Genomic DNA, 12,928 nt, shown 5'->3' with positions numbered 1-12,928 from the left:
GGAGCCGGAGGCAGGGGTCTCCGGGGGTGCGGGGTGGTCAGCGCCATTGCTGATCATGATCGGGTGGTGTCCTTCCGGGTGTCGGCAGGCCGTGTGCTCCGATGATAGAGGGCATCAGGTCAACGGCATGTTGCCGGACGTCATCCGCGGACTCCGGGGGGTGCCTCTATGGTTTTCGTCAAGCCGCGAGGGCGTGGCCTGAGCCTCCGCGGGCGTTGTCTGGTTCCTGGTAGAAGGTGCCGTCTCGCAGCATGGCGTAGAGAGTGTCCAGACGGCGACGAGCGAGGGCGATGACGGCCTGTTTGTGAGTCTTCCCAGCGGCTCTCTTCTTGTCGTAGTAGGCCCGTGAAGGCCCGTGGTGCAATGAGGCGAAGGCGCTGTTGAACAGAGTGGACTTCAGTCTCTTGTTCCCGGCGCGGTTGGCAAACTCCCCGCGAATGGAAGTCCCGGAGCGCCGGGTCGTGGGGGCGATCCCGGCGTAGGAAGCGAGGTGACCGGCAGTCTTGAAGTTCTTGCCGACGACCTCGGTGAGGATTCTAGCGGCGGTCCTGACCCCGATTCCGGGCATCGAGGTCAGGACCTGGGCAAGAGGGTGGGCCTCCACCAGTGCCTCGACCTGGGCCAGCACGTGGGCCCGCTGGGTGTAGAGGTCCTTCAGCTGGTTGGTGAGGATCGGGATGATCGTGGCCGCAGCCCCGGTGCCAGCGACCACGACGGTCTGGGCATCCAGGGCGGTGAAGATCGCCTCGGTGATCCTCTCGGCCAGGCGAGGATTGTGCTTCTTGATCCTGTTGCGCACATGCCCCCGGCCAGCGGCCTTGAGCTTCTGCGGGGTCGGCCAGGCGGCCAGAGCATCGAGGACCCCGTAGTGGTGCAGGTGCGATCCGATAGCTCGCTCCAACCCGGGGTGGGTCTGAGTCAGTAACCCGCGCAGCCGGTTCCGGGTCGCGGTGGTCTGGCCCAACAGGTCATCATCGAAGCCAGCCAGCACCGCCAGCTCGGCGATCTGCTCGTCGCTGGCGGCGATCTGCCGCAGCGCTGAGGGCATGGTGCGGGCTGTCTCGGCGATGATGAACGCGTCCCGGGCATCGGTCTTGGCCGAGCCGGCGTGCAGGTCAGCCATCCGGCGCATGGTCAGCCCCGGCAGATACGCCACCTCGACCTCGGGGGTTTCTTTGGCCACCGCGACCGGCAGTGCCCCGATGGTGGCGGGCTGATCGACGACCAGCAGCGCCCGGCCATGGCTATCGGTCAGCTCGGTCAGCAGCTGCCGCAGCTTGGTCTCGTCGTTGGGCAGTGCCTTGTCGTAGACCTTCTCGCCGGTGCGGGTCAGTGCGGTGGCGTGATGTTCGGTTCTGCCGACGTCTAGGCCGATGAACAGCGCGAAGTCCTGAAGATCCCAGGCCATGAGCGGTATCTCCTCTTCGGTGTGAATCCTCGTCACCGCCCTGGGCAAAGCGCTCAGCGCGGCCAGTCATCCGGTCCGCGGCCCAGGACCTGGGGTGAGTCGGTGGGCGGGTCATGCTCGGCATCCACGTTAGAAAACAAGTCCTCAAGGAGTGGGACTGTCGTGCCTCTATCAGCGATCCACGATCCGCCCGTGACCAGCTCCTGGGTGACAACACCCCCCGGATCATCACATTGACTGGGGGCAAACGATCATGCCCAGGAGCCGGACCGGACAACACCACTTATCCTGCCGGAGAAGCGGTGCCCTTAGAAGCTAACGGGGGTTCGTCTGTCGGTGATGATCGCTATCCTCGTGCAGAGAGGTGCATGCATGAGGGGGAAGATCACGATGGTCGGACAGACCGGGGAGGACGATGCCAAGGCCACGCTCGGCAGGACCGTGGGGAGCATCGGACGGGTCCTCCGGGGGAGCTCTGCCCAGCTTGTGGGTCAGCTCGGCGGGCTCAGCAGCTCGGCCGCGGAGTCGGCGGAGCGGCTGATCGAGAAGGCCCCCGACCCATACGAGGAGGCCATCGCAGCGTATAACGGCGCCTTCACCTCCATGAGCGACAAGGGGGTCGCTCTGCTGCGCCAGCGGGAGCGCGCTGCCGATCTGATCCAGCTGACCGAGGAGCTGATCAACTCCATCGCCCACACTCCGAAGTCCTTCCACGCGGACGTCGAGGCCATGGAGTTCCACCGGGCGAGATTCGTGGCGGCGGAGCAGTTTGCTCAGGACGACGTGGAGGCGGCGCGACGATCGGCGGTCGGCACAGGAGCCGGATTCGCGGCAGGTGCCGCCGTGGCCAGCATGGCCCCGACGGCGGCGATATGGGTGGCGACGACGTTCGGCACCGCTTCGACGGGCACCGCAATCTCGACGCTGTCTGGTGCGGCGGCCTCGAATGCGGCCCTGGCCTGGTTGGGCGGCGGCGCAGTGGCCGCCGGTGGTGGCGGCACTGCCGCCGGCAGTGCCTTGTTGGCACTGGCGGGACCCATCGGATGGACGGTGGCGGGCGCTACCGTGCTGACATCGATCGCGCTGTTCGCCAGGAAGAAGCACACGACCCGTGAGGCGAGACGGGAGGCGCTGGCATCAGTCGAGCAGAACACCGCGACGGTGAGGATGATAGACACCCAGCTGGAGGACATCCTCCAGCGGACGGCGCTGCTCCGGGAGCAGCTGATGACGAGCTACCGCCGGGCTGTCAGGTTCACCGACGCCGACTTCCTCGCTCTGCCCCACGAACAGCAGGCCCGCCTCGCGGCGCTGGTCAACAGCGCCAAGGCCTGCGCGGTCCTGCTCGGCGCTCGCGTCGACCCGGAGCCGACCGGCGATGGATGAGACCGAGAGGCAGTCGACGAGTGCTGAGGCGCAGGCCGTCGCAGCATGGGTGGAGCACATCAACGGGTGCCGTCTGAGTGCCTTGCTGAGTGATCTCCAGCAGCAGGACGTGCATCTCAGCGACGCGCTGGCCAGCATCGATCACGCGTTGGAGACCATCTCCCAGGATGTGGTGTCCACGAATCGGGGCGGGGTGAAGGGGATGCACGGGTTCATCGCTGAAATCGCCGAGGTGGGGATCGGCAATGCTCGCAGCCAGGTCCGGGGCCGACATGCGGTGTATCAGTGGATCGATGACAACGGCGCGGTGGACCTGGTGCGCGAGGGTGTCGGCATCCAGCAGAAGTTCGTCGCCTCCGGAGGGCGCCTCGGGCTCGGCGCGATCGCCGAACACCTGCGGAGGTATCCCGACTTCCTCGCGCAAGGTGGGAAGTACCAGGTGCCTCTGGACCACTACGAGACGATCCGGGCTCTGTATGAGATGCCCGCGGAGGAGGCCGGGAGGACTCTTTCGCGCGTCGCTGAAGGGCCCTCCTTCGCCGACTGGAAACGGATCCGCGACTTCTTCAGCGACGGCGTCATCGACATCGAGTCGATCGAACCCTCCACGATGAGATACGACCAGGTGCAGCGGCAGGTCTACGACACGACTTTGGAGTCAGAGCGAGAGGGCCTGCGCGCCACAGACCTGCTGGAACGCGAGGGGGCGCGGCAGAGGAACCGCCCGTCTGTGCGCCAAGCAGGACAGGCGGCCGCCACCGCGGCGGCAACAGAGGGTGGGATCTCCTTCGTCCGGGCCCTGACCGCTAAGCGTCGGGAGGGTAAGAGATTCCATGACTTCGCGGAGCAGGACTGGATCGACGTCACCTCCGGCACCGCCGCCGGCGCCCTCACCGGTTCCGTCCGTGGGATCAGCCTCTACGCGCTCACCAACGTCACCGCCGCCCCGGCGGCCGTGGCCAGCTCGGTCGCGACGGCCGCCTTCGGAATTGCCGAACAGGCTCACCAGCTGCGCGCCGGGAAGATCGACGAGCTGCGATTCCTCGAGAACGCTGAACTGATCTCTGTGGATGCCTCCCTCAGCGCCCTGTCCTCGATCGTAGGGCAGGCACTCATCCCGGTGCCGGTCCTGGGGGCCGTGATCGGCAACACGGTGGGAACGGTGATGCACCGGGCGGCCTCCTCCACGTTGGCCGCGCGAGAAGCGGCTCTGGTCGAGCGCAGCGCCCGGCACCGACGGCGACTGGCGGCCGAGCACACCGCGCAGCACCACCAGCTGCTCAAGGCCCTGGACTCCGCCATGACGCGCTACCTCGAGATCTTGGATCGCGCGTTCTCCCCGGATCCGGAAGTCGCCTTGGAAGGGTCGGTGGAACTCGCCATGGAGCTCGGTGTGGCGCCGGACGAGGTCCTGGATACCGAGGCGAAGATCGCCGCCTACTTCCTGGAGTGAGGCGTCACGTGTTCGTATGCTCCCGGAACCCCGAAGGTCAGCTGGACTTCTCGGCTCTGGCCGCGGCTTTGGCGGCACGTTTGGTCTCGCGGACTTCGAGCAGCGATTCTCGGTCATAGATGTCGGCCACTGACCGTTTGGCATCTGCCTCGCCGTAGGGCGCGCTGGCCTCCCGCCAGCCCTCGCCGTCGAAGGAGAGCTGCTTGCCCAGCAGTGCGAGGAAGATCTTCGCCTTCTGCTCCCCGAAGCCGGGCAGCTTCTTGAGGCGTTTGAGCACCTCGGGGCCGGACGGGGCGTCGTGGGTCCAGATCGCTGCGGCGTCGCCGTCCCAGTCGTCCACCACAGCCTCGGCCAGCTTCTGCACGCGGCTCGCCATGGAGCCGGGGAAGCGGTGCACCGCGGGCTTCTCGCGGAAGGCCGCGGTGAACTCCTCGGCGTCGTAGTCGGCGATGGTCGCCGGGTCCAAGGTGCCGAGGCGCTCGTGCAGCTTCTGGGGTCCTGCGAACGCGACCTCCATGGCGACCTGCTGGTCCAGGAGCATGCCGGTCAGCAGGGCGAAGGGGTCCTTCGAGAGCAGGTCGTCGGCCGCAGGTTCTCCGGTGAGGTGCAGGTGAGCCATGAGTTCATGATGCCAGGTGGCGGAGTCCGCGTCATGGAGCTCGGCCGTGGGTGGAGGTGAGGACGAGGAGGGCGGCCGTGGGGAGATCAGAACACCCTGCGCCAGCTCGGTCAGCCGGGTGGACAGCAGGTGGGAGGGGTTGCCGGGCAGTGCGCCGGCGGGATCCGAGTATCGCTGAGGTCCGACCAGCAGGTCCCGCAGGATCAGCAGGGTCCATCGGCGCCCGACCATCTCGGCGGCGCGCGCCAGTCCGCAGCACTGTCCGTTTTCCCGGTTCGGCATGGTAACAGGACGATCCTTGACATCAGATCCGCATGCAGGCTTCCCTCAATGAAGGTGGCGTGATGTGTCTGTGACGCGAGCCCATCGGGCAGCGCACCCTCCACGGCCACGCCCAGGAGCTCATCCATCACTCCACACCGCGCGACTGAGGACGGAGCACACGATGGCCACGACCTACCTGCACAATGTCGTCACACTGGACGGATTCATCGCGAAGGAGGATGACGACGTCGGCGCGATGCACGACTGGTACTTCTCCGGTGACCATCCGTTGCAGGATGACGAGTCCCATGCTGATGTGCATGGCGGCGCCCCCTTCCGGGTCTCCGCAGCCTCCGCGGAGTACGTGCGCGGCATGTGGGGCCGGCAGACAGTGGGGGTCATCGGACGGCATCTGTTCGACATCACGAATGGCTGGGAGGGGCACGCTCCCGCCAGCGACCATGTCGTGGTCGTCTCGCATCGCCCCAAGCCCGACGGTTGGCATCCCGAGGCGCCGTTCCATTTCGTGGGATCCGTCCAGGACGGCGTTGCGCTGGCCCAGGAGCTCGCCGGCGAGGGCGAGATCGGGATCGCCTCCGGCAATATGGGTGGGCAAGCTCTGGAGCTGGGGCTGGTGGACTACGTGGCGATGGACCTGGTGCCCGTCATCTTCGGCCGAGGCAAGCCCTTCTTCGGGTCTTTCAGCGACGGTCCGCTGCTGCTCGAGGATCCTGACGTCGTCATCGCAGGCGAAGGCGTGCTGCATCTGCGCTATCCCGTGCGGGGCAGGGCCCAGGCCGCACGGGGATGAGACCCGGCGACGGCGGCAGCCGATCGAGGTCCGAGGGGGAGCCGGCTGTGTCGGCGCTCTGACAGTCGACGATCTGGTGGACGGCAGTGGAACCAATCCAAACACTCAACGTCGCCTGGAGCGGCTTATTTCCGCTTGGGAACAGGCGAAGTGGGGCGATGTGGATGACTCAGAGTTGGCCGCGGAAACGGAGCCAGATGTCGTCGCACACCTTAGTCGGCGTAATCGAACGCCGCTGACGGAGAAGGAAGTAGATGCTATTCGAACTGCTCGTGAGGGCGGTGAGAGCGTGCTGTCGATAGCGAAGCGCTTCGGTATTCACCGGGCAACCGTTTGGGAACACACGCGACGAAAGTCGAAGTAGGTGCGAAACCCTTGTTGGACCAGTCCATGACCCAGGTTGCGGAGAACGTGGATTCGAGGGGCTCTAGTTGTTGTGGGGCTTGACGTTGTTTACAGCACCGACGGGATGAGCCAAGAAGAGGAGCAGGCCCTCTCCGCGGCATGATGGGTAATCGCGAAAGAACCGTCATCAGCGAAAGCGAGCCTGCTCCTCGATGCCCCACGATAACGCGCCACTGACCCCGGAAGGACGACTCCGCCTCATCGGCCGCATCCAGAACGGACGACCGCTGGCCCACGTCGCGGCTGAAGCCGGAGTCTCGAGAGCCTGTCTGTCGAAATGGCACAAGCGCTACCAGCACCACGGCCAGGACGGCCTCCACGACCGCTCGTCGCGGCCGCAAACATCGCCGGATGCCACCCCGGACTGGGTGGTGGAGCTGATCGAGACCTGGCGCCGGGAGCATAAGTGGGCGGCCTCCCGCATCGCCGTCGAGCTTGAGAGAGAGCACGGCTTCGGCATCCACCCACGCACCGTGGGCCGCTGGTTCAAGCACCTGGGGATCAACAGGCGCCGCCACATCGACGAGTCCAACCGGCAGCCCGGCACGATCACCGCCACCGCCCCTGGGGCGATGGTGCACCTGGATGTGAAGAAGGCCGGCCGGGTCCCCGATGGCGGCGGCTGGTTCGCCCACGGCCGAGACTCCGACGCCGCTCGCGCCGCCAGCCGGTCGAAGAGCGCCGCGAAGAAGCAGGGCCACAAGATCGGCGGCTACACCTACCTGTACTCGGCAGTTGCTGGATACACCCGAATCGCCTACACCGAGGTGATGCCAGACGAGAAGGCCGCCACCGCGGTGGAGTTCTTGAACAAGGCCAGAGCGTTCTTCGCGGCAGAAGGCATCACTCGGCTGGGCAGGGTGGTCACCGATAACGGGGTGAACTTCGCCGCCGGTGCCTTCACGCAGGCGGTGAACAACCTCGGCGGGATCCATCAGCGGATCCGGCCCTACACGCCGCGGCATAACGGCAAGGTCGAGCGATATCAGCGGATCCTGGCCGACGAATGCCTCTACGCGAGGACCTACGACTCCGAGTCGGCCCGAGGAGAAGCGATGAAAGTCTGGGTTCAGCACTACAATCATCACCGCCCTCACTCAGCTGCAGACGGTCAAGCTCCTGCCAGCCTCGTCCCGGGGCCCGTCACCAACGTCCTGCCCTCCTACATCTAGTTAGCCGACTTTCGGACGTTGCAGATCAGGTGCGCGAGGACTGAGTTCGCTCGGGTGTGGTCTCCGCCTTTCGATAGCGGGACGACGTGGTCCAGGCTCGGACTCATGGCATCGGGGTGTAGCACTTGTGGATCTACCTGCTCTTCGCAGATACCGCAGATCCAAGCGTCTCGTTCGTACACCTCCACTGGATCAAACCGCTCGATGGTGGCTTCTGAACGGGCCCGTCGCTCGTGCTTTGCTGCATTGCTGCTGACTCGGCGACGACGATCCATCTCTGCCCGGTAGCGCGGCGAGTGCATCGGTTCGGGGTAGGCCGGTGCGTCAACGGGGACGGCAGCGTAGCACTCCCAGAAGAAGTAGTCCACGCTGTCGGGCTGTAGATCCGTGATCCGCTCGCGGCGCCATTGACACAGGACGCCGTTGATGTCGAAGGTGCGGCTGAATAACTGACCCTCAATGCGTTCGCCTCCCGGACCGTGCGGTCCAATCACCAGGGACGAGTAATAGCCATCATCAGTCGCACCGGCAACGAACATGTCACCGCTCTCGGCAACGGCTACAACGATGCGCGAGGTGAAGTAACCGTCGGGCATGTCCTGGACGAGGTACTGGGTCAAAATGCCGTAGCGCTCGACCCCATCACCAGGATGCGGCCCGTATCCCTCCCACTCGATGGGCAGTTCGGGCGAGCGGGAACTCGGACGGGTGTGGAACACCCTGGGGCCGCTGCTGCGAGGGTTCGGTCGCGGTCCGGTGGCTTCGACCGCCGCCGCCACTCGTTCGGCGTTGAGGCTCGCGCTTCCCCGACCGTAGCGGCGACGCAGGAGGTTGTTGCACCGGCCGGAACACACGTGTCGGTCTCGTTGCACCCAGTGGGCGCTCGCCGGCACTGGCGCTCCACAGATGACGCAAAGTTCTCCACCCTTGGCTCGGCCATCTGGGTGTTTCAGCGCCTCATCCATGACGCGGAAGTGAGCGTCTTGATCTGCCATGAAGTTCAGTCTTGCGTCGGCGGTGACGGTCGAGTCGCGTCTACTGCGCGAACCTGAAGTCCCGATAGGTGCTTCCCACGTTGAAGCGGCGTCCTTGCTTCCTGCGTTCCAGCAATCCGGTGATCGTTTCGATATCGTTGGGCCGCATCTTCAACTCACGGCACTTGGCTCGAACTCCCTCAACGGTGATCGGAGCCCATCGTTCCGGGCAGTTCATCATGTCCGCCTTGAGCTTGTCTTCCTCGTTCCACTTCAGTCCCGAGTTGTATCCGGCAGCCCAGGCAGCGATGTGCTCCAAGATCTCTTCGACACCGTTCGGCAACGGCTCGGCCGCTTCCACAGACGTCGGCTGAGGTGCGGAATGCAAAGCCTGACCGGGCAGAAGTCGCACCGGGTTCGTGTCTTCGACCCACGTCGCAGTCTCGGCCTGCCCCCACTCAATGACAACAAGCGCATCTGCTTCGGCGTTCCAAAGGTCGTTGAGGTGCTTCCGGTCCGGCCAGGCATAGAGCACACGGTGATCCGCGAGCGAGCCGGTGAATAAGCCCCGCCAAGTGAGGTGTGTGGTTCCTGGACGGGCAGCAAGGCGTCTGAGGATCTCGCTGTCAAACTGCTTCCGCGGCGTTACGACAATAACGGAACCGCCACGCTGCTCCAGAAGCCACTGGACGGCGCGCGCGTTCTGAGATTCGCGCGAGTCTTGCTCGCCCAGTTGGGAGACTGCAACCGGGAAGGGGTACTCGGTTGATGACATGCCGTCGCTCCTTGCTCAATTCCGTGAGCGGGAACTGTCGCTCACCATCGGGTATCACTTCGAGAGGTACTTCCGGACGCGCTTCTGCCACTCGGTCAGGCGTGTCAGTTCGCGTTCGAGGTCCGCCGGTTCGGGCGCAACGTAGTTGGTCTCAGCAGCCTTGTCATGGCGTCTTCCCCAGAGTGATGTTGCACCGTAGCCGTCTTGGACGTCCTGGTTGTCAGCGTTGGTGATATCTGCGAGCAGGCGGAACTTCATCATCCGCACCTGTGAACTTCCGCGGTCGAATACTTGGTTCATGACCTCGGTGGTCACGCTGCGCTCCCAGGTCTCGGAGAGGTATCCCGCCCATGTGGCAACACGTTCCTCCCACTCGTCCTGAACGAGGCCAGGGCGCTCATTCTTGAGCTTCGCGAGTGCGCTTGTGAGGTGGGTGACGCGCGAACCAAAGTCCTTCGCCTTCCATGGGAAGCTCTCGATGCAGATGCCGGGATCGACTCCGCGGCGTTCCACAGCGCGCTCGGTAAGTGCAACACCTTCTCGCTCTGCTGCCGCGGCAAGGTCGCCCGTGAAAGCGACATCGTGGGTGAAGACCACCACCTGCCGGTCTTGGGCGAGTTGAGCCAGCCGTTCGGCGACCTTGTCTCGTCGAACGTGGTCCAGGGACGTGACTGGGTCATCAAAGATGAGCGCCGACTTTGACTGATCGAAGATCGCCTCCGTGAAAAACCCTGCGAGTCCGAGAGCTGTCTGTTCACCCTCGCTGAGCACGGTGTGTGCAGCTACACTTTTGGCGGCGCCCAGCAGGCCCGGTTTCTGGTTCAGCTGCCCCTTACGTCCGCCAAGATCCTGCAACGTCACTTTCTGAAGCCGCAGACGCTGGGTCTCTCGGGTGAAACGGTCCAGGATGCGATCGGTGGCGTGCTCGCGAGTGAGCGCAGATGCCTTCTGTGTGATGCTGTTCGTGTCCGCAGCGGTGCGCGCCGACTTCAAGTCCTTTAACTCGCCCAAGCGCTGGACTTCGGCCTTGACCTTGTCCACCGACTCTGAGAGCCGAACACGTGCCTGCAGCTCAGCCTTCTCATCTCTCAGTTCAGTCACCGCGGCTCGGAACTGTGTCACATCCGTTGCGGCAGCACGCTCCAGGAGCTTCGTAGAAAGAGCGGTGAGTTTGTCAGGGACGTCGATCACCGTGAGTGGTGCGGGAGTGGGATCCTCGCTGGTCAGGTGTAGCACGATGGCATCACGCTGATCCTCAAGCTTGGTGAGAAGTGCGGTGGCTGCGACGCCGAGCTGGGTGTCGTGCGCTTCCAAGGCGGTGAGAGCAGCGGTTCGGACAGGTGTCGCGAACTCCAGTGCTTGCAGTTCGCTGAGGCTTGCGGCGAAGTTCCGCTCGGCAGTGACGGCGTCGCGTTCAGTGGTGTCGGTCATGTACTGGTCGAACTGACGGAGGCGGGTCTTGGCCTCATCGTCGAGCGTCTGCTGGCACAGCACGCAGACCGCGCCCTCGCTGGTGACCGGGAACTGGTGGGCGTGGTATGCCTCGGTGATCGAGTAGTTACGCGCTGCGCTCCACAGCAGGCGCCAGGTCTCCGAACCCACACCGGCCAGTGGCTCATCATCGAACGAGGACGCTGCCGCGACCGACGCGGCTGCCCGCGCTGCGGCCGAGGCAACTCGGAGTTCTGCCCGTGCGGTCGTCTTCTCTGTCCCCAGAACGTCGAGTAACCGAGCCAGATCGTTGCCCAACGTCTTGACTTCGTTCGCGAGCGTCGTCAGCCGCGTCTTTTCCTTCTGTGGGTCGGTCGCTGCGAGCCTCGCCTCTTCCTTGAGCACCTCGGCCAGCCGCTCGTTCGTCCCCTCGGCCAGGGTCGTAGCGGCCTCGACCTGTGTAGTGGTTATGCCTGCGGTAAGAGTTGACAGGAAGGCACCTGCTGTCGTTGTCGGCGGCAAATCCAGGGCGAGAGCCTTAGCTTCATTGGCTTTGATCCGCGTCGCGATCTCACTTCGCACCTCGTCGCACACCTGGATGAGACCGTCCAGGAGAGTCAGTGCCGAGGGACGGTATGAGATCGTCGATGCTGTGGTGAGATACTCGTCCCCGCAGTGCTCATCGTAGAAGCTCATCTTCAGCAGTTCCGGCGGTGGCGTGGCGGGGAATGCCAGCGTGTGATCCTCGCCAGCAACCCGGTAGTGCAATGCACCGGAAGGTTGGTCTGGTGAGTCCTGAAAGACGTTGGGGAGGATGTCGGACCGGTGTCGGGCGTTAACCATTGCCTTGATCAGCCGTGCATACCCGGACTTGCCGCTGCCATTGTCACCATAGATGACGGTGACGCCCGTTGTCGCAAAGCTCAGATGTTGACCGCTCACGAGAGCGTTCACTCCGCGAAGCTCAGCGACCGCCGCGAGGTCGACCTGCTCGACCACAGCGGACTTCACCTGGATGCTCTTGGCCTCTTGGCTCGGCGCATTGTTGCTGCCCGCCACCACCTCATCAACGAGGTCTGTGATTTGCTCCGGCCCGTACTGCTCGCCATTGGCGAGAGCGACGAGCACGTCTTGTTGCCATCCAGGGCGGTCCACTGCCCAGGTAATGATGTCACTCTCGATCGTCATAACTCATGATCTCACTGATGTAGAACGGGTGGTGGAGGACTACTACCGGCAGGTGCAGGTACCAGAGCATGTGATCACGGCGTTGCGGGAACTGATCACAGCAGAGTTTGACCGGCTCAGCGCCACAAACAGACAGGAACGTCAGGCATACCAGCGCGAGCGTGATGGCCTGGTGGATGAACGGACCAAGCTGCTCCAGGCCCACTACGCCGGGGCTGTGCCGTTGGACCTGTTGAAGGCCGAGCATGACAGGATCAGCAAACGCCTGGCTTTCCTAGAGGCACAGATCGAGGCCGGGGCCACCGAGTATGAACAAGCCCAGGCACATCTGGACCACTGCCTGGCTCCGGCCAGGGACTGCCATGCGATCTACACCAGCATCGATGACTCGCTGCGACGGATCGCGAACCAGGCCTTCTTCGACAAGCTTCACGTCACCGAGGCAGACGCCGTGGACGGGAGCCAGGGGTGCCGTTCAACATCATGTTCAACCTCGAGGTCCAGGCCACCGCGTTACGCCGTCAGGCTGGCGAAGGCCTCAGTAGGACTCAAGCCGATGATGTCGGCGGTTTGAGCAACGACGATCTGGTGGGCCCTGCGGGGCTCGAACCCGCGACCAGCGGATTAAAAGTCCGATGCTCTACCAACTGAGCTAAAGGCCCGCGATGCGGTCCTCGGAGCACCGCGGGGCGCACCTCGTGGCGGCTCGAGGACGACTTCCATCGTAGCCCATCACTCCGGGCGGTCGGAGGCGGGTGCCGGCGTCGTCGCCGTCCCGAGGAGCTCAGGCGACGAGCCGCCTGCCTCGCTCCGAGGCCCTGTGGGACTTCTCTCGCCCAGGAATCGCGCTCCTGCCGGACATGTTGCTGACACCCCGTGGTGCCTCATTGTCAAGTCCCCGGGAAATGATCCCTCGTGCCTCATGTAGATATCCCCGCGTAGCTTCAGCTGGCTCGGCGCTTCTGGTCGAGCTTGATCCATTCGGCCTCTGGCATCGCTGCAGCCCTGGCTTCTTCGATCTCGCACTGCAGTCGGCGGGTCG

General features: G+C 64.5%; 10 protein-coding genes, 1 tRNA gene and 1 pseudogene. 5 read left to right on the top strand and 7 right to left on the bottom strand.

Features of this window, described 5'->3' with window-relative positions; all coding sequences use genetic code 11:
* Positions 1-178 precede the first annotated feature (178 nt).
* Positions 179-1,408, bottom strand: a complete 1,230-nt coding sequence (locus BCY76_RS07170; RefSeq protein ID WP_070162676.1) for an IS110 family transposase — start codon at positions 1,406-1,408, stop codon at positions 179-181.
* Positions 1,409-1,780: 372 nt separating this feature from the next.
* Between BCY76_RS07170 and BCY76_RS07165 the strand changes: the two genes are divergently transcribed.
* Both BCY76_RS07165 and BCY76_RS07160 read left to right on the top strand, forming a co-directional pair.
* A complete protein-coding gene (locus tag BCY76_RS07165; protein WP_201791092.1) occupies positions 1,781-2,794 on the top strand; it encodes a hypothetical protein in 1,014 nt (337 codons plus the stop codon).
* A complete protein-coding gene (locus BCY76_RS07160; protein ID WP_070162674.1) occupies positions 2,787-4,247 on the top strand; it encodes a hypothetical protein in 1,461 nt (486 codons plus the stop codon). Before BCY76_RS07165 ends, BCY76_RS07160 begins: the two co-directional genes overlap by 8 nt.
* Positions 4,248-4,284: 37 nt before the next feature.
* On the opposite strand, the gene BCY76_RS07155 is transcribed toward BCY76_RS07160, so the two are convergent.
* A complete protein-coding gene (locus tag BCY76_RS07155; protein ID WP_070162730.1) occupies positions 4,285-4,866 on the bottom strand; it encodes an HhH-GPD-type base excision DNA repair protein in 582 nt (193 codons plus the stop codon).
* Positions 4,867-4,953: 87 nt separating this feature from the next.
* Positions 4,954-5,097: pseudogene (locus tag BCY76_RS19105) on the bottom strand (winged helix-turn-helix transcriptional regulator); the annotation flags it as partial.
* 214 nt (positions 5,098-5,311) lie between these two features.
* Here BCY76_RS19105 and BCY76_RS07150 point away from each other — a divergent pair.
* The gene (locus tag BCY76_RS07150) at positions 5,312-5,941 is read left to right on the top strand and encodes a dihydrofolate reductase family protein (protein ID WP_070162672.1); all 630 of its coding nucleotides are present in this window, start codon (positions 5,312-5,314) and stop codon (positions 5,939-5,941) included.
* A 557-nt stretch (positions 5,942-6,498) separates the two neighbouring features.
* A complete protein-coding gene (locus BCY76_RS07145) occupies positions 6,499-7,518 on the top strand; it encodes an IS481 family transposase (protein ID WP_070162669.1) in 1,020 nt (339 codons plus the stop codon).
* On the opposite strand, the gene BCY76_RS07140 is transcribed toward BCY76_RS07145, so the two are convergent.
* From BCY76_RS07140 to BCY76_RS07130, 3 genes are all read right to left on the bottom strand, one after another.
* A complete protein-coding gene (locus BCY76_RS07140; RefSeq protein WP_070162667.1) occupies positions 7,515-8,237 on the bottom strand; it encodes an HNH endonuclease in 723 nt (240 codons plus the stop codon). The two genes, BCY76_RS07145 and BCY76_RS07140, sit on opposite strands and share 4 nt — an antisense overlap.
* A 316-nt stretch (positions 8,238-8,553) precedes the next feature.
* A complete protein-coding gene (locus BCY76_RS07135) occupies positions 8,554-9,267 on the bottom strand; it encodes a hypothetical protein (RefSeq protein ID WP_070162665.1) in 714 nt (237 codons plus the stop codon).
* A 54-nt stretch (positions 9,268-9,321) separates the two neighbouring features.
* Complete coding sequence (locus tag BCY76_RS07130; RefSeq protein ID WP_070162663.1) at positions 9,322-11,886, bottom strand: AAA family ATPase; 2,565 nt, start codon at positions 11,884-11,886, stop codon at positions 9,322-9,324.
* A 31-nt stretch (positions 11,887-11,917) separates the two neighbouring features.
* Between BCY76_RS07130 and BCY76_RS07125 the strand changes: the two genes are divergently transcribed.
* Positions 11,918-12,460, top strand: a complete 543-nt coding sequence (locus tag BCY76_RS07125; RefSeq protein ID WP_139827668.1) for a hypothetical protein — start codon at positions 11,918-11,920, stop codon at positions 12,458-12,460.
* Positions 12,461-12,472: 12 nt separating this feature from the next.
* Here the strand turns inward: BCY76_RS07125 and BCY76_RS07120 are convergent.
* A tRNA-Lys gene (locus BCY76_RS07120) sits at positions 12,473-12,548 on the bottom strand.
* Between the last annotated feature and the right edge of the window lie 380 nt (positions 12,549-12,928).

The sequence above is a fragment of the Nesterenkonia sp. PF2B19 genome (genome assembly GCF_001758425.2).
GTDB classification, from domain to species: Bacteria; Actinomycetota; Actinomycetes; order Actinomycetales; family Micrococcaceae; genus Nesterenkonia; species Nesterenkonia aethiopica.
The sequence above is the reverse complement of the archived record's forward strand: the minus strand, read 5'-3'. Positions and strand labels throughout refer to the sequence as shown.

What these genes read in the sequence shown, in the direction of transcription:
- BCY76_RS07130 (WP_070162663.1), bottom strand. Translation starts at nt 11,886, where the DNA reads ATGACGATCGAGAGTGACATCATTACCTGGGCAGTGGACCGCCCTGGA.
- BCY76_RS07135 (WP_070162665.1), bottom strand. Translation starts at nt 9,267, where the DNA reads ATGTCATCAACCGAGTACCCCTTCCCGGTTGCAGTCTCCCAACTGGGC.
- BCY76_RS07170 (WP_070162676.1), bottom strand. Translation starts at nt 1,408, where the DNA reads ATGGCCTGGGATCTTCAGGACTTCGCGCTGTTCATCGGCCTAGACGTC.
- BCY76_RS07150 (WP_070162672.1), top strand. Translation starts at nt 5,312, where the DNA reads ATGGCCACGACCTACCTGCACAATGTCGTCACACTGGACGGATTCATC.
- BCY76_RS07155 (WP_070162730.1), bottom strand. Translation starts at nt 4,866, where the DNA reads ATGGCTCACCTGCACCTCACCGGAGAACCTGCGGCCGACGACCTGCTC.
- BCY76_RS07145 (WP_070162669.1), top strand. Translation starts at nt 6,499, where the DNA reads ATGCCCCACGATAACGCGCCACTGACCCCGGAAGGACGACTCCGCCTC.
- BCY76_RS07160 (WP_070162674.1), top strand. Translation starts at nt 2,787, where the DNA reads ATGGATGAGACCGAGAGGCAGTCGACGAGTGCTGAGGCGCAGGCCGTC.
- BCY76_RS07165 (WP_201791092.1), top strand. Translation starts at nt 1,781, where the DNA reads ATGAGGGGGAAGATCACGATGGTCGGACAGACCGGGGAGGACGATGCC.